This is a genomic window from Streptomyces sp. 2323.1 (genome assembly GCF_900221035.1).
GTDB lineage: Bacteria > Actinomycetota > Actinomycetes > Streptomycetales > Streptomycetaceae > Streptomyces > Streptomyces sioyaensis.
The window spans coordinates 3,381,768-3,402,835 of the sequence record NZ_LT907981.1; the positions used below are offsets into that span (position 1 = coordinate 3,381,768).

General features: G+C 71.0%; 17 protein-coding genes. 5 read left to right on the forward strand and 12 right to left on the reverse strand.

Annotated features, from left to right (window positions below; translation table 11 throughout):
* Positions 1-27: 27 nt before the first annotated feature.
* From CPH93_RS14060 to CPH93_RS35760, 4 genes are all read right to left on the reverse strand, one after another.
* Positions 28-2,232: a hypothetical protein gene (locus tag CPH93_RS14060; RefSeq protein ID WP_173909810.1), complete on the reverse strand. Its 2,205-nt coding sequence runs from the start codon at positions 2,230-2,232 to the stop codon at positions 28-30.
* 149 nt (positions 2,233-2,381) lie between these two features.
* Positions 2,382-4,943 carry a DUF6603 domain-containing protein gene (locus tag CPH93_RS36755; protein WP_159394998.1) on the reverse strand — a complete coding sequence of 854 codons (2,562 nt, stop codon included), beginning with the start codon at positions 4,941-4,943 and terminating at the stop codon, positions 2,382-2,384.
* A 561-nt stretch (positions 4,944-5,504) separates the two neighbouring features.
* Positions 5,505-5,831, reverse strand: coding sequence for a histone-like nucleoid-structuring protein Lsr2 (locus tag CPH93_RS14070; RefSeq protein ID WP_006603908.1), 327 nt, complete (start codon positions 5,829-5,831; stop codon positions 5,505-5,507).
* Positions 5,816-6,100 (reverse strand): hypothetical protein, encoded by a 285-nt coding sequence (locus tag CPH93_RS35760; RefSeq protein WP_143048076.1) that lies wholly within the window; start codon positions 6,098-6,100, stop codon positions 5,816-5,818. Before CPH93_RS35760 ends, CPH93_RS14070 begins: the two co-directional genes overlap by 16 nt.
* Positions 6,101-6,665: 565 nt before the next feature.
* On the opposite strand from CPH93_RS35760, the gene CPH93_RS14075 reads away from it, so the two are divergent.
* The 3 genes from CPH93_RS14075 to CPH93_RS14085 all read left to right on the forward strand — a co-directional run bounded on the left by CPH93_RS14075 (position 6,666) and on the right by CPH93_RS14085 (position 9,141).
* Positions 6,666-7,502: a helix-turn-helix domain-containing protein gene (locus CPH93_RS14075; protein WP_096213047.1), complete on the forward strand. Its 837-nt coding sequence runs from the start codon at positions 6,666-6,668 to the stop codon at positions 7,500-7,502.
* Positions 7,499-7,696, forward strand: a complete 198-nt coding sequence (locus CPH93_RS14080; protein ID WP_093484576.1) for a DUF397 domain-containing protein — start codon at positions 7,499-7,501, stop codon at positions 7,694-7,696. The genes CPH93_RS14075 and CPH93_RS14080 overlap by 4 nt, the downstream gene beginning before the upstream one ends.
* A gap of 419 nt (positions 7,697-8,115) precedes the next feature.
* Positions 8,116-9,141, forward strand: a complete 1,026-nt coding sequence (locus CPH93_RS14085; RefSeq protein ID WP_231977327.1) for a sugar ABC transporter substrate-binding protein — start codon at positions 8,116-8,118, stop codon at positions 9,139-9,141.
* A gap of 118 nt (positions 9,142-9,259) precedes the next feature.
* On the opposite strand, the gene CPH93_RS14090 is transcribed toward CPH93_RS14085, so the two are convergent.
* The gene (locus CPH93_RS14090) at positions 9,260-10,249 is read right to left on the reverse strand and encodes an amidohydrolase family protein (RefSeq protein WP_096213049.1); all 990 of its coding nucleotides are present in this window, start codon (positions 10,247-10,249) and stop codon (positions 9,260-9,262) included.
* 26 nt (positions 10,250-10,275) lie between these two features.
* Positions 10,276-10,992, reverse strand: coding sequence for an SDR family oxidoreductase (locus CPH93_RS14095; protein WP_096213050.1), 717 nt, complete (start codon positions 10,990-10,992; stop codon positions 10,276-10,278).
* A 192-nt stretch (positions 10,993-11,184) separates the two neighbouring features.
* On the opposite strand from CPH93_RS14095, the gene CPH93_RS14100 reads away from it, so the two are divergent.
* Entirely contained in the window at positions 11,185-12,216 is a 1,032-nt protein-coding gene (locus tag CPH93_RS14100) for an Lrp/AsnC family transcriptional regulator (protein WP_231977329.1), read from the forward strand.
* Positions 12,217-12,245: 29 nt separating this feature from the next.
* Here CPH93_RS14100 and CPH93_RS14105 read toward each other — a convergent pair whose 3' ends face one another.
* From CPH93_RS14105 to CPH93_RS14125, 5 genes are all read right to left on the reverse strand, one after another.
* Positions 12,246-12,665 (reverse strand): NUDIX hydrolase, encoded by a 420-nt coding sequence (locus CPH93_RS14105; RefSeq protein ID WP_093484574.1) that lies wholly within the window; start codon positions 12,663-12,665, stop codon positions 12,246-12,248.
* 22 nt (positions 12,666-12,687) lie between these two features.
* Complete coding sequence (locus CPH93_RS14110) at positions 12,688-14,049, reverse strand: CHAD domain-containing protein (protein WP_096213052.1); 1,362 nt, start codon at positions 14,047-14,049, stop codon at positions 12,688-12,690.
* Positions 14,012-16,294 (reverse strand): RNA degradosome polyphosphate kinase, encoded by a 2,283-nt coding sequence (locus tag CPH93_RS14115; protein ID WP_093484572.1) that lies wholly within the window; start codon positions 16,292-16,294, stop codon positions 14,012-14,014. The genes CPH93_RS14110 and CPH93_RS14115 overlap by 38 nt, the downstream gene beginning before the upstream one ends.
* A gap of 778 nt (positions 16,295-17,072) precedes the next feature.
* Complete coding sequence (locus tag CPH93_RS14120) at positions 17,073-18,119, reverse strand: ABC transporter permease (RefSeq protein ID WP_096213053.1); 1,047 nt, start codon at positions 18,117-18,119, stop codon at positions 17,073-17,075.
* A complete protein-coding gene (locus tag CPH93_RS14125) occupies positions 18,116-19,216 on the reverse strand; it encodes an ATP-binding cassette domain-containing protein (protein ID WP_096213054.1) in 1,101 nt (366 codons plus the stop codon). The genes CPH93_RS14120 and CPH93_RS14125 overlap by 4 nt, the downstream gene beginning before the upstream one ends.
* A 95-nt stretch (positions 19,217-19,311) precedes the next feature.
* Here CPH93_RS14125 and CPH93_RS14130 point away from each other — a divergent pair, with 95 nt between their 5' ends.
* Positions 19,312-19,926, forward strand: coding sequence for a GNAT family N-acetyltransferase (locus CPH93_RS14130; protein ID WP_096213055.1), 615 nt, complete (start codon positions 19,312-19,314; stop codon positions 19,924-19,926).
* A 96-nt stretch (positions 19,927-20,022) separates the two neighbouring features.
* Here the strand turns inward: CPH93_RS14130 and mshD are convergent, their stop codons facing one another.
* Positions 20,023-20,940 (reverse strand): mycothiol synthase, encoded by a 918-nt coding sequence (mshD, locus tag CPH93_RS14135; RefSeq protein WP_093484568.1) that lies wholly within the window; start codon positions 20,938-20,940, stop codon positions 20,023-20,025.
* Between the last annotated feature and the right edge of the window lie 128 nt (positions 20,941-21,068).

The following is a 21,068-nucleotide window of genomic DNA, read 5'->3' on the forward strand; positions in this document are numbered from 1 at the left end:
TTTCGTTCGTCGCTCAGCGGGTGGCGGTCACGGCCGGGAGAAGGTCTGCACCTGCGGGGCGTTGATCAACTGCAGGGCGAATTGCGCGGACGAGATCCGCGGCACCCCGTGCGCCACGGACAGGGCGGGCACCAGGGCGTCGCCGCTGCCGTGGACATTGAGGACATCGCGGCCGCCGGGACGCAGAAAGCGGCCGAAGCCGGCCGGCCGCGGGAACTCGCCCTTGGGGTGGCCGATGCAGTCTCCGCTGATCTCGCGGAGCTCGATGGTGCCGACGTCGCCGATGCCGAAACAGATCCCGCGCGGCGGTTCGGCCAGCTCGAAGCGGTCGATCAGGCGCGGGTAGAGCAGCAGTTGGATGTCGGTGCCGTAGACGGCGCTGCGCAGCGGCTCGACGGGCGTGCCGCCGGCGTAGGCGGTGACGATGGTCCGTGGCCAGTTAGGGACCAGTTGGGAGTGGAGCAGCACCGCGCAGGCCGGGACCGGTCCGCCGGTGGTGGCCAGGGCGTTGAGATCGGCGTCCAGCGCGTGGCCGACGCCGATGCTGAGGGCCCCGTCCACCGCGGCCCGGATCCAGCAGGGGTCGGCGTAGGCAAAACGGATGCTCTCCGGCGGCAGGGCCCGGTCGTCGGGCACCAGGTGCTCCAGCCCGAGCATCTCCAGCCGTCGCAGCCGGTCGAGCCAGTCGGTGACGGTCGTGAACTCTTCCGCGGCGGCACGGGTCAGGACGGCGGCGACGCCCGGATCGGCGAGCAGGGCCCGCGGATCCGCAGGGGTGCGGCGGGCGCCGGGGGCGACGGACCGGCGCCGGCCGGCCCGCAGATCCGGCCCGGCCCCGTCCACCGCCTGTGTGAAGCGGGTGCCGTCGCCGTCCAGCAGCATCCGGTCGAAGGATTCGCAGGCCAGCGGCGCGGTGAGCTGACGGGCGGACACGACCCGGCCGGCCAGTTCGGGGTGGGACGCCAGGCGGCGCACGGCGGTGCGGGCGGCGGACCGGAACGCCATCAGCGCGCTGCGGAACCGGTCATCGGCCAGCGCGAGGACCCGCCCGGCGGTGAAGGCGGCGGCGTAGGCGGTGTCGAAGACCCCGTACTTCTCCAGGTAGATCAGCGCTTCGCCGGGGGATTCCAGCCGGGTCGCCGCCGGGCCGGGCAACTCGGCGGCGGGCCGGGCGGTGAGGGGGCCGCGGTGGAACGCGACGGTCCGCTCCCCGGTCTCCAGTCGCTGCGGCAGCGCGACGGCGCCGCCTGCCATCCGGTCGAGGGCTTCTTGCTGCGGAGCCGTCGGCCGGTCCGGTGCGGCGGCCGGCACCCGCAGCCGCAGCTCCGCCTCCGGGCGCGGGGTGCTGCCGTCGGTGGTGGCCAGGTTCTGGCAGACATCGCCGAAGCCGGTGCCGGAGTCCACCTCGCTGGTGAAGGACCAGCAGGTGAGAGACACCAGCCGGACACCTTCGGACGGAGCCGGGTCGGTCAGATACGTATCGAAGCCTTCGAGGGAGACGAGGTGCACGACGTGCCGGCCACCGGTGGCGGCAGGGAACCGGTTCGCCACCACGACCGCATTGAGTTCCTTCTCGTCCGGTTCCGGGTCGTCCCCGGCGCGGGTCGCGTCGGGCGGGCCGCCCTCCCGTACGTGGGCGAGGTAGCCCATCTCCACGGGCAGCGGGGCGACCGCGTCGAAGAGCGCCGCGGGGACCAGGACCGTCGCACAGTGCTCGTCGTACTCCTCGGGCCGCATGCTCTCCGGTGGCAGGACGGGGGTCTTGCCCGGGCCCAGCCCACCGTCGAGGTACTCCCGCACGGTCCCGGCGGCGACGGCGCCGACGGCGTCCCGGTCCTCGGGCAGTTCGTCCTCCCGGAACAACAACAGGGCCATCCAGGGCACTTCGTCCGGGTGGTCCGGTCCGAGCGGGCGGCTCCACGGCAGGCCGGGCGCGTCGAGGTTGAGGTGCGGGAGGGTCTGGCCGTACATGCCGACGGCGTCCGGCACGGGGAAGCGTGCGTTGATGGCGGCCGGGGCGATGCCGAAGCGCGGCTGGACGACGTCGAACGGCTGCGGCGTGGCGTCGATGACGCGGTCGGCGCCGTCGACGGCCCGGAGGGTCTGCCGGTTGTCGATCCGGTACCGGCCGGCGTAGAGGGAGGGGATGCGGTGGTCGAAGAACCGGGTGCGGTGCCGGGCGGCGGGGGTGCTGGTGCGAGGTCGGGGGCCGGAATCGGGGGTGGTGGTCACGGACGTGCCTTTCGACAGGGCGCGGTGTTCGACAGGACGCGGTGGTGGAAGGCGCCGTGGCGGGCGCGGGCGGGGAGGTGCGGCGCCAGGGCGGTCCGTACGGACAGACCGGCGGGGCGGATCCGTCCGTACGGGCCGCGCGGGGCGGCTCAGCCGGCCGGCACCAGCATCGGTTCGGCGGTGAAGGCGGTGCCCGCCGCGTGGGCGTACCCGCTCAGGTCGTCGTCGAGGGCGAGCGGACCGGCGCCGAGCTCGGTGAGCGCCTCGGCCAGCGCGGCGCGCTGGCCGCGGGTGCCGTCGGTGTCGATCCCGCCCGCGATCAGGCCGATGACCCCGCCGGGCCGCTCCGGCACGGGCCCCGCCGCCTCCTCGTCCGCGGACAACGGCTGGTTGCCGTCGGGGGCGATGGGGTCGAAGGAGAGGCCCTTCTCGTCGATGAATCCGGTGGAGGTGCCGTGGTCCACCGGCGGCGACACCAGCCGGACCCCGAGAATCCGCCCCGGGATCAGCCCCTCACCGGGGGCGTCCGCCTTCTCCCCCCACAGGCCGTTGGGCACACTGCCGCGAAGCGGCGTACGAGCCCAGTCCGTCAGGCTCTCCGCCCCGCCGTTGTAACTGAGCCACACCCGCAGCTCGCTCTGCCGGTCCTTGAGCCGCATGGGGAGGATGTCCAGCGTGTCGTCGGTCTCGACCGGGGTGGTGCTGTCGCGGTCCAGGTACAGCCTGCTGACCGGCGCCTGGGTATCGGCGGTGAAGGTGAAACCGCCGCTGTCGACGAGCCACGGTGCGCTCCCCTCGCGGGTGGACGGGGCGCCTTCACCGACGTAGCCGGTGACCGGGGTGGTGCGGACCATGTTCTCGGGCGGGGGCAGCATGCCCTGGAAGCCGCCCCAGCCCAGGGCGGGTTCCCCGCTGCGGCGGTCGGCCCCGAAGCCGATGGTGAAGGAGATGAACCACAGGTGGACGGTGGCCTCGCCGCCGACCGCGGGTCCCCACACCCGCAGGCTGACCCCCACCTCGATGGAGATCCGGACCTTGACGAACCACACCTTGATGGTGGCGGAGACCCCGACCCTGATCCCGAGGCCCACATCGAAGTAGAAGGGGTTCCACTCCAGCAGGGCGTCGAACCGGGCGCTGAGCCAGGCGCGCAGCATCCCCGACTGGAAGACCACGTCCAGTCCGCCGCCGGCCATCAGCGACTTCGGGGTGAAGGCGGCGTACGCGCTGCCCGTGATGTTGACCGTGGAGCCGACGCCCCAGGTGATGCCGGCGGGCTGCTGTTTGGGATAGCGGGCGGGCAGCTCCCGTCCGCGCGGCAGCGCACCGAGGATCAGCGCGAAGTCACCGGCGTGCGCGTGCTCCCCGAACCAGAACTTCATCCCGACGCCGCCGCGCAGCTTGCAGTTCGGGTCGATGAGGAAGGTCTTCTCGGTGAAGCCCGCGCTGATGCTCAGTTCGCCCGCGGTGGGCCGCAGCGTGGCCTCGATGCCGATCTCCACCCGGGCGATTTTCTTCTCGCTCTTGGTGGGCAGGTGGGCGCCGGCCACCCCGAGCAGACTGATCGTCAGGTCCGAGCCGGTCTGCACCAGCGCCATCGCATGGCCGCGCAGGGTCTCGAAGCAGTCGAAGGCCAGACCGGCGGCGAACCACAGATCACCCTCCTGCGGCCGCACCCACGGAGCGGAGCCGCCGATCAGCTCACTCAGCACCTTGAGCGGATCGACCTCTTCGTCATCGGCGCCGATCTCACCCGGATTGTCGAGGGCGATCAGGAACGGGAAGCTTCCCAGCGCATCGGCCGACGGCACCCGCACCCGGCTGTTCCAGCCGAACCCGGCGGAGATGCCGCGCACCTGGAACATCGGCGGGCCGAACCCGGTCTCGCTGCCCAGCGACCCGTACGCGAACAGGGACGGCTGGGCCCCGCTGCCGTCGGGCACCACGTACGCACCCGTGGCGGAGCCGTTGAACGCCCCGGTGTCCACCAGGAGCACCCCGCCGACCACGGTCTTGTACGGCGGGGAGGCCGGCAGCGCGGTCAGCGCCCCGGCGATCCGCAGCGGCGGGTTCACATAGTCGACGCTCAGACCGTTCTCCCCGCCGGGCGTACCGATCGGCGACCAGCCGCGCACCGTCGGGGAGTCGAGCAGGCGCACGCCCTGGCGGCGGCGCACCGGAGGGCGGGGGGTGAGGATGCCGTGTTCGGTGAGCAACGCCCGTGGGGCGCGGTCCCGTTCGCGCTCGGCAGCGGTCCGGAGGCGGGCCGGGGGCAGCGCCCGGCCCAGGCCGTCCAGCCGTCCCGGGTCGGCCCGCGGTGCCGGGCGCCTGCCGGTCAGCGGAAGGTAGTGGCCGTCCCTCACCACCCAGGCACCGGGCAGGAGTTCGACGTTGCCGGCCGGGACACCCTCGACGAGCATCAGCGCACGGCCGCCGCCCAGATCGGCGGCGGCCAGTGCTCCGGTCACCAGCCCGTCCTCGGCGGTGAACTCCATGCGGACCGGCACCGGCACCGGGGACGCGGTGGTGACGGTCCGCCCGGTGACCCACAGCTCCTTGGCGTCGCACAGCGCGCCGTCGACGCGCAGCACGCTGCCGTGGAACACCAGGCTCACGGCGCCGTCGCCCAGAAAGGATGCCGGGATCTCGATGGCTGCACCCGGCGCCGCCTCTTCAAGGATGTCCCGGATGTCGCCCACACGTACCGTCACAGCTTCCAGCCCCCGAACCACGCAGAAGGGATAGACAGACCAGACAAGGCCCGGCGGCAGGAACATCACATACCCGGCGCCTCGCCCACTGTGTCCGGTATGCGGCGGGCGGCACAACCACGCCTGACCGAGTTGGCCGGAAGCCCTCTCGCGCGGCGTGAAATCACCGAACGTGAGCGAGTGGTGACGGAACGTTTCGGTGCGCGCGGAGCCGATGCCTTCACCGCTACGGCGCCCAGGCCCGCCCGCTCCCCGCTCTCCCCGGGAGAGCGACACCAGGACCAGGAACGGCCACCGGCGCTTCCTCGGACCTCGAAGAAAAATGGCTTCTTGATTGTCCCATTTAATTCGCCGGTCACCGCAGAGCCACGATCCGGCGATATGCTGCTCGATTGCCCTTCGATTGCCGGCCGAATCCGGTGAACCCGCGGACCGGCGGGGACCGCCTCGGGACGATGACGAACACTCCCCCATTTTCGAGAAGTGGCCGACTCAATCATCCGGGGCGCCCGCCGAGGCCCCCGACAACGGCGACCCCGGCGGCTTTTCCGGCTTTACTGGCTATTTCTTGGCCTTCCCGTAGGCCTCACGAATGGAGGCGGGCACCCGGCCGCGCTCGCTGACCTCGTACCCCTTCGACTTCGCCCAGGCCCTGATGGCGGCGGTGTCCTCGCCGCTCGGCGCCGCCTGCCGCGGCTTTTTGGACTTACGCGTCTTGCGGCCCACCCGCGTGAACGGCGCGACGGCCTCCAGCAGCTTGTCGTAGCTGTCCGGGCCCAGGTCGATCTCGTAAGTGACGCCGTCAAGAGCCAAGGTGTGCGTGCTGACCTCGGCGGTCTCTTCACCCGTGAGGTCATCCGCGTAGATGGTGATTACTTTCTGTGCCATGCCGCGATTTTACGTCCCGCCGGTGAAATCGCAGCATCACGGATCCGGCAGGCCAGTTTCGGATCCGTGCGGAGAATATTGCGGGGCGCGCGCATTAGCGCTTTCGGCGTCGCCTGGCTGCCGTGCTTGCCGTGCTCCTTCGCGCCCCCGGACATGCGCCCCGACCCGCAGGCCCTTGCGGGCATCGGGCAGCGGGGCACGCCCCGCAACTTCCGTCCGATCTTCGAGTCCCGGCGCTCCGCCCATTCGGACAGCGACTCGTCGTCCATCTCGCTTCCCCACGATTCGGCGGCACCGTCCCCAGGAGAGTAGTGCTCCCGTGGGCGTGACCGCGGGGCAACGGCGGTCTTGGCTAGGGCTGCGTAATCCACTGCTCCCCCTCCCTCTCCACCGGAACCCCGTCATGCTGCGGATGCCGTCGCAGCAACACGCGGCAGTCAACGGCCTTCGTCTTGTCACCGCTCCGTTCGGCATCCGCCAGTTCGGCTCGCAGCGTCCGGCACTTGGCACAGCTCACAGCGACCGCCCCAGCGGTCCGTACTGCTGCCGCCGCGCGTAGTCCTGATGCACCCGTGCGCGAAGGCGCGTCAAAGCCTCGCTGTCGTTGTCGGCGGTCCGCTCGTGCTCCGGATGGTCGCCGGCACCGGCTGTTGCGCCTGTCGGCTCGTCCGCGTCGTCGCGTTGCTGAGCAGTGGGGCGTGTGGGGGGAGTGTGCTTCCGGGGCAACGTCCGCTCCTCTCTGTAGTGGTTCCACTACCGGGGCGGTTCAGCGTGACCTAGAGTCAGAAGTCCTTTCAACTTGTCAGAGGAGGGGGAAGCGTTGGTGAAAGCCCGTTGAATCGCAAGGAGTTGACGCCGGAGAGAAGCCCTCGGGAAGCCTTCGGTGCGCGTTTACGCAGCTCGCGAGAGGCCCGCGGCTGGACCCAAGATGAGCTTGCCGAACGAATGGGGTATTCCAGTACGCACATTTCCGCGGTCGAAACTGGTCGGAAGCCCCCGACCTTGCGCTTTTCGCGCAGTGCCGACCGCACCTTCGGCACCGAAGGCACCGTGGACACGTTCGAGCGTCAGTGGCGCGAGATCCGGCACGGCAGCCTGTTGGAGGGCTTCCCGGAATACGTCGGCCATGAGGGCCGGGCAGCGGAAATCCGGCTGTACGAAGTGGGGATCATTCCGGGCCTGTTGCAGACCCCGGAGTATGCGTCCGTGCTCGCGGGGAGTGCCGTCAAGCGCGGAGCGATCACGCCCGAGCAGGCGGACGAACGGGTGTCGCTCGTCGCGGAACGGCAAGCGGCGCTCGTCCGTACGCCCCCACCGCTGGTGTTCGTGGTGCTGGACGAGAGCTGCATCCGCCGGCCCATCGGCGGACCGGCTGTCATGGAGGCCCAGTTGGCACGGCTGATCGAGTTCGCCGAGCTGCCGAACACGGTGCTCCACGTCGCCCCGTTCGACATGGGGGAACGCCGCACGTTCCGCCTGCCGATCACCGTGCTGACGCTGCCGGACCGCTCGCTCATGTCGTATGCCGAGTCCGCTCAACGGGGCCATCTTGAGCGGGAAAGTACCTCGGTGCTGCCCATACTGACGGCCTACCATCAACTACAGGCCGACGCCCCCTCCCAAGCGGCGTCAGTAGCCATGATCAATGACTTACGAAAGGGCACGCCGTGACCGAACCCCTCCGATGGGTCAAATCCTCGTACAGCGACAACGGCGGACAGTGCATCGAGTGGGCACCGGAGCACGCGAACACCCACGGTGCCGTCCCCGTCAGGGACAGCAAGAACCCTCAGGGACCTGCTCTCCTCTTCCCCACCCCGCAGTGGGCGCACTTCGTGGCGTACGCCAAGGGGCAGTCCGTCTGAACCCGACAGTCACAGCCGAGGGCTCTCCCCCGCATACCGGGGAGGGCCCTCGTTGCGGTGTACACCGGTGCCGGGCCGAAGAGGTCCGGACGAGGCAGCGGTCTGCACGAGAGAGCTGGAGGTCGTGTGGCCCGAGCGAGAGCGGCCGATAAGAGAGATCTCTTCGGATGCGGATCCCGGTGACGCAAGATCTGCAGCAACGCAAGCGAGGGAGAATGTGACAGATTGGGTAAGAATATGCATGTTGTGAAGCGGGCCCCGAGAACGGCCCGTCTGGGTTTGCCGCCACGCTGAGACGTCTTTCCCGAGGGAGCGGCTGCATGGGCACACCTCACGGGCGAGAGCTCTGGAGGCGATCGGCACTCCGTGCCCCCAGCCGGCCCGCCTCGACCCGACCGGGGCCGGGCCTCACGAGGCGCATGGCCACTGCCGCGGCCGCCCTCGCCCTCGTCTGCGGCCTTGCGGCAACGGGCTGCGGCGGCGTCGCGTCCGAAGGCGGTCCCAGGGCCGGCGCGGGGGTGGGGGCGGTCGGTGTAGTCCTTCCGACGACCACGCCGTTCTGGCGGGCCTACGACGCTGCCATCCCTCCGCAGGCCAAGGCGCACGGCGTCAAGGCGCTGCCCACGGTGAATTCCAATTCCGACATCGACAAGCAGCTCTCCGATATCCACACCTTGCTGGTCCAGCGCGTCAAGGGCCTCGTCGTCGCGCCGGTGGATTCGGCGGCGATCCGGCCCGGCTTGCGCGCGGCCGAGGAGGAGGGGGTTCCGGTGGTCGCAGTGGACGCCGTACCGGACAGCGGCAAGATCGCCATGGCGGTCCGCGCGGACAACCGTGCCTTCGGCCGGAAGGCATGCCATTACCTCGGCAACGCCGTCAAGACCGGCAAGGTCGTACAGATCCAGGGTGACCTGGCATCGGTCAACGGCCGGGAGCGCACGGACTCCTTCAGCACCTGTATGGCCAAGAACTACCCCCGCATCAAGGTGCTGAACATCCCCGCGGCCTGGCAGGCCGGCAAGGCCGGGGCCGGCCTGGAGGCGCTGTACAACGTCAATCCGGAAATCAAAGGCATCTACCTGCAGGCAGGCGGCGCATATCTGGTGCCGACCCTGTCGATCCTCGAACGCCACAACGCCCTGTTCCCCGTCGGCGACCCCAGGCACATCACCATCGTCGCCAACGACGGTATCCCGCAGGAACTCGATGCGATCCGCAAGGGAGAGATCGACGCCACCGTCTCTCAGCCCGTCGATCTGTATGCGAAATACGCCATGAGCTACATCAAGAAGGCCATGCGCGGGCAGACCTTCTCACCAGGGCCGACGGACCACGGCAGCACCATTGTCCGGTTGCCCAACGGACTGCTTGAGGACCAGCTCCCCGCTCCGATGGTGACCAAGCGAAACGTCAACAGCCCCTCGCTGTGGGGCAACCGCCTCTGATACTCCCGTTGCACTTCGGGGCGAGGCCCGCCAAGGCCGGGCCGGGCAGCGGGCCACGGCCCCCACCCTCACGCCATATGCGGCACCCCGTGACCGAACGGTCGAACGGGGCGCTCTGTCACGGGCATTGAGCCAAGAGGTCGATGCCGTACAAGGATGCCGCGTTGACCGACGAGAACTGTTGCCGTTCCGCGTCTGAGGAGAAGTGGTTCAGGAACGAATCGATTTCTTCTCTGGTAGGCCGTTGGAAGGGGTAGTCGGTGGAGAAAATCAACCGGTCGACGGAGGTGACGGACAGGGCATGCTGCAGGAGAGCCGGGTTGAGCATGCCGGAAGTGGTGATAAAGAAATTGGACCGGATGTAGTCCGATACCGATCGCTGCAAGCCGGCGATGCGGGAGAGGCTGTCGGCTCGGTCCAGCCAGAACAGCAGCATCTCCCCCCAGTGGCCGAGCACGACCTGAAGGTCGGGATGACGGTCGAACGTACCTCGCAGAATCAGCCGCAGTGCCGCTGTTGCGGCGTCCATGTGCCACCCCCACCCGAAGGTGGCGAGGGCGAGATCCGTCATGGGGTCGAATCCGCGATAGGAGGCGTCACGGACGGCAGCCGAGGGCAGTTGGGGGTGGATGAACACCGGCTGGCCGAGTTCTGACGCGGCGGAGAAGAAGTCGTCATAGGCGAGGTCGTCGAGGTACAGGTCTCCTGAGCGGCCGTAGACCATGGTGCCTACGTGCCCCATGTCCGCGGCTCTTGCAAGCTCGCCCGCAACGTCCTTCGGCGACGACATGGGCAGAGTGGACAACGATCGGAAACGGGCCGGATTCCGGGCGACGGCCGCCGTGGCCACGTCGTTCGCGGCGCGGCTCAGCGCCAGGGCCTCCTTGGGCGGCAGCGGCTGGGCTCCCGGCGGCGTCAGGGCGAGGACCGACACGTCGATGCCCTGAGCGTCCATGGCTGCGATGCGGCCGGCCCCCAGGTCCTCCAGGCGTTCCTGATGGTCGCCCATCTCGTGGAAGACAAGGCTTTCGTCGTGGTGCGGCGCAGCGCGGAGTGCGGACGTCAAGTCCGGCATGATCCAGTGTTCTTCGACAGCGATGAGAGGCATGGTCCCCAGTGGTCGGTGGGCAGGGCTCACCAGGGCACGGTCCGACCCGAGCGGTCCAGATACGCCAGACCGGGCGTGCCCAGCTTGGACAGCAGGACGTCCACCAACAGCGGGACGCTCTCCTCGATGGTGAACGGTGCGTCCGGCCCACCGAGTGCGGTGCGAATCCAGCCCGGGGCCATGAGGACAATGGCACGCTGCGACTCGGCCTGCCGGATCGCGAAGCTGCGCAGGAACATGTTCAAGGCCGCTTTGCTGCCCCGGTAGACCTCACGGCCTGCGGTCGTGTTGTTCGTGATGCTGCCTTGCCCGGACGACATCGCTCCGATGAGTCCGGTGGGGGATACGAGGTCTTCGAGCGCTTCGATGACGCGCATGGGGCTGAGCGCGTTGGTGATCATCATCTCGACGAAATCGGCTGTGGGAACCGCGCCGATCGGTGTCTGCTCGTTGTTCGTGGTGCCTGCATTGACGAAGAGCAGGTCGAGCCGGCGTTGCGCGAGACGCTCGTGCAGGGGCGCCAGGTGGTGGGGCTCATTGATGTCGAGATGCTCGATGGTGACGTGCCCGTCGGCTCGGTCTGCGAGATCGTGCAGGGGCGTGCGGGCAGCGGTGTCGCGGACCGTGCCGATGACGCGCCACCCCCTGTCGAGGAATTCGGCCGCCATCGCGTGGCCGAGGCCGCGCGAGGCCCCGATGATGAGAGCGGTCGGCGTGTGCCGACCTGTGACAGTCGATGACATCCGGCGTCATCTCCGTTCTTGACGTGGTGAGCTCACTTCCTGCGTCCGTCACCGTGACCCGGGGTGGCGGCGGTCGGTGCCGCTGTGGCGCTTCATCTGCGCCTTTGTGCGTGGCAAGTCTGTCCACCGTGCCGTCGCCGGAGCGAGTCGAGGCGGCCTGTTCGTAGGATTCCCCCCATGGCAGGTGCATCAATGTCTGAGTCCGTCGCTGTCCAGCCCGATGACGTGCGAATCATTCGTGCACTGCAGATCGCCCCGCGGGCTTCCTTCGCCTCGATCGCGGTCGCGTGTGGCCTCACCGAAGGCGCCGTCAACCGCCGGTATCGTCGCCTGCGCGCCGACGGCGTCATCCGCGTCGCCGGCGTGATCAACCCGGGGGCGCTGGGACAGAGCAGGTGGCTGGTGCGACTCCGCTGCCGCCCCGGCAGCGTCGCAGCGATCGCCGGCGCACTCGCCAAGCGCGACGATGTCAACTGGGTAGCCCTGAGCGCAGCGGGCTGCGAAGTCACCTGCGCGACCCAGTCACGGAGTCGAGAACAGCGCGAAGACCTGCTCGGCCAACGACTTCCGCGCACCGCGGCGGTGCTCGACATCAACGCCTTCGCCATGCTCCGTCAGTTCATGGGAGGCCGCGGCCACTACTGGGCCGCCCTGCAAGGCGCGCTGTCCCCGGAGCAGGAGGCCATGCTCGGGAGCAACGGTTCCCCTTTCACCGAGTCCCCGGTCGTCACCCGCGATCCCGTGCACCCCACCGCTGAGGACGAGAAGATTCTCCAGGCTCTCGCTGCAGACGGGCGCGCCAGTCTCGTCGACCTCGCCGCGGCGGCGGACTCCACTCCGGGGCGCGTCTCACGTCGCCTGCACGGCTTGCTCCTGCGCCGCGTCGTCCACATCGACGTCGAGATCGCCGCAGCCGCTCTGGGCTATCACGCTCGGGCGGGCCTGTGGCTGCGGGTGCATCCGTCAGCGGTGAAGAATGTGGGACGCACGCTTGCGCAGGAACCCGAGATCGCCTTCGCCGCAGCCGTCTCCGGGCCTTACAACATCCACGCCGTCGCACACTGCCGCGACCTCGACGAGCTCTTCGAATTCACTTCGGATCGCATCGGGTCCTTGGCCGGCCTGCAGAGCATGGAGGTCTCACCTGTACTGCACTACGTCAAGCAGGCCGGCACGCTGCTGTCCGGCGATCGTCTCGTCGGGCCACCACATATTCGAGCGTGACCTGAGGCAGCCGGCAACCGCCCCCACCCTCACGCCACATGCAGCGCCGCGAGCAAAGCATCCACCAGGGGCCGGTCCCGTTCCTGGGTGAGGCGATGGCGGGCTTCGTCCGGGGAGAGCCACTCCAGGCGGTCGACCTCGGTGTTCGGGGTGAAGGCGCCGGCGAGGGCCTCGGCTGCCCAGTAACGGACCTGTTTGGGGCGGCCGTTGGCCACGTAGTAGGAGGTGGGCAGGGGCGCGCCGGGACGGCAGTCCATGCCGGTCTCCTCCGCGACCTCGCGCACCGCGCCGGCCAGGGCGCTCTCGCCGCGCTTCAACTTGCCTTTGGGGTGCGACCAGTCGTCGTACTTGGGGCGGTGGACGAGCGCGATCTCCAGGCCGTCCTCGGAGGCCGCGCGGCGCCACAGGACACAACCCGCGGCGCGTACCGGCCGCTGCACCACCGTCACGTCCTCAGCCCCTTCCGGCCGGTCACGGCATCCCTCCGGGCAGGTCGTGCGTTCCTGCCCCCGCGCGCGGCAGCCACACCCGGCCGAAGGCGAAGCGGGCCGCCTCCACCTCGTGCCGCTGGTCGGCGTGCAGCACGCCGAGGGCGTACGCGGTGGCCGGGGCGATGCGGGGGGTACGGGCCGCGGCGGCGGCCGCGGCGGCGGCCTCCGCGGCGTCGCGGTGCCACTCCAGCGCCCGGCCGGCTTCCGCCAGCCGGTGATCGGTGTCGTCCAGCGCGAGGACCTCGCGGGCGTAGCGGCTCAGCCGCACCAGCATCCGGACCTGGTGCCAGGGCGCGTCCTGGCGCTGGTCGGCGGCGAGCGCGGCGGCGTTGTACGGGTAGCCGGCGCGGGACAGCGGCAGCGCGGCCACCGCCTCCACCAGCCGCCGGTACGCCTGGTCGGCGAGCGGCGGCAGCGCCTCGGCGGCGGGCAGTTCAGCGTTCTTACCGGCCAGCGGGGCCTCGGAGGCGAGCACCGCCACGGAGTCGGCGACGGCGTGGAAGCGGGCGGAGCCCAGGGCCTGGAGGGCGGCGGAGTGGGCACGGGTGCGGGCGAGGGTGAGCTGGCGGTCGAGCAGTGCGCCGGCCCGCGCGGCACCGGCCGCGAGTGCGCCGTCGGGGTCGGTCTCGGTGGTGGTAGTGGTGGCGGAGGCGGCGGGCTGGGAGGCGGCCGCCGTGGTGGAGCGGCTCGGTGCCGGGCGGTCCCGCCGGTTTCCCCGGCTGTCCCGCTTCTCGCGTGGTGCCTGGTCCCCCCGGTCGTCCGGGCCGCCGCGCTCGGACCGCTCGAGCCGTTCCCCCCGGCCCGTCAGCCGTTGCAGGGCCGCCATCAGCCGGTCGCGGCGGGCCGCGCAGGCCTGTTCGCGGGCCAGCGTGCCGGACAGCCAGCCGAGTTCGGAGCGGAGCTGGTCGGCCCACTCCTCCTCGGTCAGCGGCCGGAAGGTGTGCAGGGTGGCGCTGATCCGGCGGGCGGCGCGGCGCAGCTGGCGGGCCGCATCGCCGGCGCCCTCCGCGTCCGAGCCGCTCTCGCGGTGCAGCCGCAGGCTGCGCAGGAAGTCCGCGGCCTGCTGGTGCAGATAGCCGGCCAGGACCTCCTCGGCCGTGCGGGCGGTGAGACCGGTGCCGAGGTCGGGCCCGGCGCGGGTGCCGTCGTCCCCGGAGGCGTAGGTCATCAGCGGTCCGTGCGAGGTGCCATGGGGGCTGCCGTCTTCCGCGTAGGGTCCGTCCACCACTGCGGAGCGGGCTCCGGGCGCCCCGCCGCGCTCGTATCCGATGCCGATAAGACCCGCCGGCCCTCCGGTCTGCTGGTCATGTCGCTGGGCCACGCCGGCGCCTCCGGGCGTCAATGAGCATTTCTTGTATGTTGCGCAGCGGCGCGCCGTCCGCGTCCGCCGCGTGCCGGGTCCAGTCGCCGTCCGGGCCCAGGTGCCAGGAGGACGTGGAGTCCGACGTCCCGGTCTCCAGCAGCCGGTTGAGTGCGGCGCGGTGTGCCGGGTCGGCGACCCGCACCAGGGCTTCGATCCGCCGGTCGAGATTGCGGTGCATCATGTCGGCGCTGCCCAGCCACACTTCGGGCTCGCCGCCGTTGCCGAAGGCGAAGATCCGGGAGTGTTCCAGGAAGCGGCCGAGGATGCTGCGGACGCGGATGTTCTCGCTCAGGCCGGGGACGCCCGGGCGCAGCGCGCAGATGCCGCGTACCAGGATGTCGACCGGCACGCCGGCCTGCGAGGCGCGGTAGAGCGCGTCGATGACGGCCTCGTCGACCATCGAGTTGACCTTGATGCGGACGTAGGCCGCCCGGCCCGCGCGCTGCTGGTCGATCTCCTTGGTGATGCGCTGTATCAGGCCGTCCCGCAGGGACTTGGGCGCGACCAGGAGGCGGCGGTAGGTCTCCCGGCGGGAGTAGCCGGAGAGCCGGTTGAACAGATCCGAGAGGTCGGCGCCGACCTGCGGGTCGGCGGTCAGCAGCCCCAGATCCTCGTAGAGCCGGGCCGTCTTGGGGTGGTAATTGCCGGTCCCCACATGGGAATAGCGGCGCAGCATCTCGCCTTCCTGGCGGACGACGAGGGAGAGCTTGCAGTGCGTCTTGAGGCCGACCAGGCCGTAGACGACATGGCAGCCGGACTCCTCCAGCTTCCGCGCCCACTTGATGTTGGCCTGTTCGTCGAACCGGGCCTTGATCTCGACCAGGACGAGGACCTGCTTGCCGGACTCCGCGGCGTCTATCAGGGCGTCGACGATCGGGGAGTCGCCGGAGGTGCGGTAGAGCGTCTGCTTGATCGCGAGGACGTCCGGGTCGGCCGCGGCCTGCTCCAGGAACGCCTGCACGGAGGTGGAGAAGGAGTCGTAGGGGTGGTGGAGGAGGACGTCGCGGGCGCGCAGGGCGGCGAAGATGTCCGGGGCGGAGGCGGACTCCACCTCGGCGAGGTCGCGGTGGGTGCCGGCCACGAACTTCGGGTACTTCAGCTCGGGCCGGTCCAGCGCGCCGATCCCGAAGAGCCCGGTGAGGTCCAGCGGGCCGGGCAGCGGGTAGACCTCGGCGTCGGAGATCTTCAGCTCCTGGACGAGCAGATCGAGCACGGCCGGGTCGATGGACTCCTCGACCTCCAGGCGGACCGGCGGTCCGAAGCGCCGCCGCATCAGCTCCTTCTCCAGGGCCTGGAGGAGGTTCTCCGCGTCGTCCTCCTCGACCTCCAGGTCTTCGTTGCGGGTGACCCGGAACATGTGGTGGGCGCGCACCTCCATCCCCGGGAACAGCTCCTCCAGGTGGGCGGCGATGACGTCCTCGATGGGGACGTAGCGCTGCGGGGAGGCCTCCAGGAAGCGGGAGAGCAGCGGCGGCACCTTGACCCGCGCGAAGTGGTCGTGGCCGCTGACCGGGTTGCGTACGACGACGGCCAGGTTCAGCGAGAGCCCGGAGATGTACGGGAACGGGTGCGCAGGGTCCACGGCCAGCGGGGTGAGCACCGGGAAGATCTGCTGGCGGAAGAGGGTGAACAGGCGGGCCTGCTCCTTCTCGCTCAGATCGGGCCAGCGGATCAGATGGATGCCCTGGTCGGCGAGCTCGGGGGCGATGTCCTGCTGGAAGCAGGCGGCATGCCGGGCCATGAGTTCGCGCGAGCGGGTCCAGATCAGATCCAGCACCTCACGGGGCTGGAGTCCGGACGCGGAGCGGGTGGCGACGCCGGTGGCTATCCGTCGCTTGAGTCCGGCGACCCGGACCATGAAGAACTCGTCCAGGTTGCTGGCGAAAATCGCCAGGAAGTTGGCCCGTTCGAGGAGGGGGGTGGCCGGATCTTCGGCCAGCTCCAGCACCCGCTCGTTGAAGGCCAGCCAGCTGCGCTCGCGGTCCAGGAACCGGTCACTGGGCAGTTCCTCGCCGTCCACGCCCACCACGCCGCGGTCCTCGTACGCATCGGGATCGGCGTCGAGGTCGGGCTCCAGCCCGGGCACCGTCCCGCGGACCGCCTGCGGGCGGTGCGCGGCGATGGAGCCCACGGACGGCTGGGCCGCGGGGGCCGCGGCCTTGGGGGGCTTGGTGGTCGACGTCTCGGGCTGGACCTGTGCCTGAGCGCCGGGCTGCTGGTTCATGTCCTTATTCTTCCGCGTCCCCGGGGTTCCAGGCGCGTCAGGAAGGAGTGGCGGCGCGACATGGAGCCTGGGAGTCGGGGCGTTCGGCACAGCGGGCTGCATTCAGTGATGCTCGCAAGCGACATTGAATCGCTGGTAACGCGGATATTACGGCCAGGCAAGCGGGGTGCTACTCCCCGGGGTATTCCGGGGGTGCCGGCCAAGGGCCGTCGGGGGTGCGCGTGTGCGCCCGTGACTCTGTGTGTGTACGTCCGTTCCGGTGCCGTCGGCCGGGGCCCGGTCGGTGTGTACGGGACGACGGCACCCGGAGTTCGGTCCCCGGCGCCGGGCTCTGCGGTGCCGCGCGCCTTTTGTGTCTGCCCCGACGCAGGCGTTGCCACACGCCCGATTATAGACGGGGTATTGCCCGCCCTTTTTGATCAAGGGGTGGTGTACAGGAATGAGGTGTGGCCGCCTTGATTTCCCCGGTTATTACGCATGTGGATTCCGGCTTTTTTGGCTGCGCGCATTCTCCGGTGCGGGCGGGGAGGCTTGGCGGGAGGCCGGATACCCGACTTGCGGGGCCCAGGAGGCCTTACGGGTGACCGCTCCCCCGCCGCCCCGTTCTGCACGACGCGCGCTGAACAGGTCCTCGCCTTCTGGCATTTGGCCGCCGGGCTGCTCCGTCGTCGTCCCGCGTCCGGGATTTCTCCCGGGAGAAAGGAACGCCGGGCGGAATGTGCCGGAGAGGGGAATGCGTGCAGGGACGAGTGGGGAAATCCCAGCGCCCCCGCCCCCCTCACCCGTACCGCCGCCGCACCACCCGGAAGGCGATCACGGTCAGCACCGCCGCCAGCGCCACCACGATCCCGGCCTCGATCCACGCCAGCGGCCAGTGGTGCGTCACCGGGTGCTGGTCCATGTACTGGCCGACCACGTGCTGCCGGCGCAGGCAGCCGTCGAAGTCCTGGTCGGGCCGGCACGGCACGTCGGGCAGATGGGCGCCGGAGGAGGTGTAGTACCCCTGGCCCACCTGCCAGGCGTTGTCCGGCAGCTGAGCGGGCTGACGCGGCCCGAACTCGGTCGTGACGATCGGCATCAGATACGGCCTGAGCTGGGTGAACGCGAACTGGACCAGGGCCGTGACGGTCAGCGTGACGCCCATCGACGCCACCGTGCGGCGCAGCAGCAGACCGGCCAGCAGGCCGATCGCCAGGCCGAGCAGGGAGTACGCGACGGGCACCGGGCCGAGCGAGTTGAAGCCGAGGGTCGAGTACCAGTAGGAGCCGGACACCTCGTCGCCGCCGACCTGCCAGAGCCAGGCGAAGGCCGCCGACAGCAGCGTGGTGGCGGCGAGCACGAGCGCCGCGGGCAGCGCGACCTTCGCCGCCAGCCAGCGCACCGGGCCGACCGACTGGGTCAGCACGAGCTGGTGGGTGCCGGCCTCCAGCTCACGGGCGATCAGCGGGGCACCGAGGAACAGGCCGATCAGCGGGGGCAGCAGCACCAGGCCCGATTCGGCGAGGCTCAGGGACGAGCCATAGGCCTCGCGGAAGGCGGTGACCGCGTCCTGGGTGTCCGAGCAGCGGGCGACGAGGGAGATCTGCGAACAGCCGGCGATGTGGTGGGCGTCGATGAACCCGGCCATCCGGCCGCGCAGCACCGCGCACCAGACCGTGCCGCCGACCGCCGCGGTGAGCAGTACCCCGAGGGCCAGCCGGTGCTGGCGCCACACCAGCCAGACGAGGCCGCCCAGCGGCCCGCGGCCGCCGGCCGTGCGGGAGCGCTCCGGTATGTCCGCGGCGGGCCCGCGCCCGCTCGCCCCGAGATGTGCCGTGCTGGTCATGCCGCCGCTCCCTTGCCGCTGTGGTGGTCGTGCCGTGTGCCCTGCGCGCCGCGCGGCGGGTCCGCCCGGCCGCCCGGCAGTGCCGTCGGCCGGGGCGGTCCGTTGCGCGGCATGCCGGGGATGCCGGGCTTGTTGCCGGGCCGCCGGCGCAGCGGTGCCGAGACCGGCTCCGCGCTCGGTGCGATCAGCTCGGGTGCGTCGGGCGCGCGGAGATAGGCGAGCAGAAGTTCCTCCAGGGAGGGTTCCGCGGTCTCCCAGGGCCCGGTGGCCACCGTGCCGTTGCGCCGTACGACCGCGGTGAAGCGCCGCCCGGACCGCTGTGCCTCGACGACCGGGTGCGCGGCGACCTCCGGCGGCAGCCCCTCGCCCCGGTGCACCCCCATCACCAGGGCGTGCGCCCCGATGACGTCATCGACCTCGCCCGCGAGCCGTACCCGGCCGCCGCCCAGCACCAGCAGGTAGTCGCAGACCCCGTCCAGCTCGGCGAGCAGATCCGACGACAGTACGACGGTGGTGCCGTGCGCGGCCGCCTCGGCCAGCAGCAGGGCGGCGATCCGGTGCCGTACGAGCGGGTCGAGACCGGCCAACGGCTCGTCGAGCAGCAGGAGTTCGGGGCGCTTGGCGAAGGCGAGGGCGAGGGCGAGGCGGGTGCGCTGTCCGCCGGAGAGGGCGGCGACCCGGGCGTCGAGGGGGATCCGGCCGTCGTGGAGGATCCGCTCGGCGCACCGCCCGCTCCAGCGGCCGGGGTTGAGCGCGCGGCCCAGCCGCAGCGTCTCGGCGACCGTCAGGGCGGGGTAGAGCGGCTTGTCCTGGGCGAGATGGGCGAGGACGGGGCGGCCCGCGGCGGTGGCGGGGGCGTTGCCGCACACCCGTACCGACCCCTCGCTGGGGCGGGTCAGCCCGGACGCCAGCGAGAGCAGGGTGCTCTTGCCGGCGCCGTTCGGCCCGACCAGGGCGCAGATACGGCCGGCCGGCAGCCGGAAGGTGCAGTCGCGCAGCGCCCAGCGGCGGCGGTAGCGCTTGCCGAGGCCGATCGCCTCGATGGCGGTGCGCCCCGAGGCCCGGCCGTCCACCTCACCCCTGACCGTCGGCCGCATCGCCGTCCCCCCTCTGATGCATTCCACTAATTAAGTAGTGAAAGGGTGAGGGAAGTGGGCTGCACCTGTCAACCTCCACTGCGTACGCTGCCCGCGTGCCCCTGCCTCCCGCGCCCCAGACGCCGCCGCTGCCGTACACCCCCGACTACCCGATACGCACCGAACGGCTGGACCTGCGCCCCGTCGCCGACGACGACTTCGCCGCGATCCACGCCTACCGACGCCGCCCCGAGGTCAGCCGCTACCTCTACTCGGACCCCTTCGACGAGGCCGCGTCCCGGGAATTCGTCGCCTCCAGGTCCACCCGCACGACGCTGCGCGAGTCCGGCGACGGCCTCCAGCTCGCCGTCGTCGTCCGCGACAGCGGCACCCTGGTCGGCGATGTCACCTTCGTCTGGAAGAGCAGCGCACACCGCCAGGGCGGGATCGGCTATGTCTTCCACCCCGACCACGCGGGGCACGGCTACGCCACCGAGGCGAGCCGGGCGCTGCTGCAGCTCGGCTTCGAGGAGCTGCAACTCCACCGCATCCAGGCGGAACTGGACGGCCGCAACACCGCCTCGGCCCGGCTCCTGGAGCGGCTGGGGATGCGCCGGGAGGGCCATCTGCGGGAGAACGAGTTCCTCGACGGGGGGTGGGCCGACGAGGTCATCTACGCGATGCTGGCGCGCGAGTGGCGGGCGCAGCAGCACCCCGCACCCCGGCAATGAGGAGCGGGGCGGGCCGCCCCGGGCCCGCCCCGCCGTACGCCCCTCCGCGCCCGCCCCGCGGGCCCGGCGCTCAGGTCTCCGAGCGGTACATCGGACTCACGTCTCCGAGCGGTACATCAGATCCGTCTCATGGGTGGCGAACCCCATCCGCTCGTACACACTCACCGCCGCGGCGTTGTCCGCGTCCACGTAGAGCATCGCCGTCGGCAGCCCCTCGGCGGCCAGATGACGCAGTCCGATCGAGGTCAGCGCCTTGCCCAGGCCACCGCCCTGGGCGCCCGGCCGCACCCCGAGCACATAGACCTCACCGAGGCCCTCGTCGGCGTGCACCTTGGTCCAGTGGAAGCCGACCAGCCGGCCTTCCTTCTCCGCCAGGAAGAACCCCTTGGGGTCGAACCACGCCTCGGCCTTGCGGTCGTCCAGATCGCGCTGGGTCAGCGCGCCCTGCTCGGGGTGGTGCGCAAAGGCCTCCGCGTTCACCTCCAGCCAGGCCGCGTCATCGGTCCCCGGCTGGAAGGCCCGTACGGACACCCCCTCGGGGAGCACCGGCTCCGGCAGCTCCAGATCCGTCAGCGGGCGCCGCATCTGCCGCAGCTCGCGGAACATCGTCAGCCCCAGGGTCTGGGCGAGGTGCCGGGCGGCCGGGTGCCCGCCGTGGGCCCAGACCCGCAGCCGGCGCCCGGACTGCTCCAGCAGCTCGCCGCCCAGCGCCCGGCCGTGCCCGCGGCCGCGGTGCCCGGGGTGCACCACCAGCTCGGCGGCCGGCGCCTCCACCGGATCGGTGTCCTCCAGCTGCCCGTACGCGACCAGCTCCTCGGCCTCGGCGCCGTGCGCGTACACCAGCACATGGCGCACGCCGGGGCGCCGGCCCCCGCGCAGCTGCAGCCGGCCCTGCTCGGACACGGCGGGCTGCCCGTCCGTCCGCGCGGCCCGCTCGATCAGATCGACCACGGCCGCGGCCGTCTCCGGCGCGATCTCGTCGACCACCTGGATCCTGCGGCCGACCCGGCCCATCTCCTGTGCAGCGTCAGTCATGCGTGAAGGGTACGACCCGGCCGGGTGCGGTGCGGGGTAGCACCCGCGCTCCCGGCCCCTGACCGGCCACCAGCTCGTCACCGTTTCCCTCTGTTGCGCTACGCGCG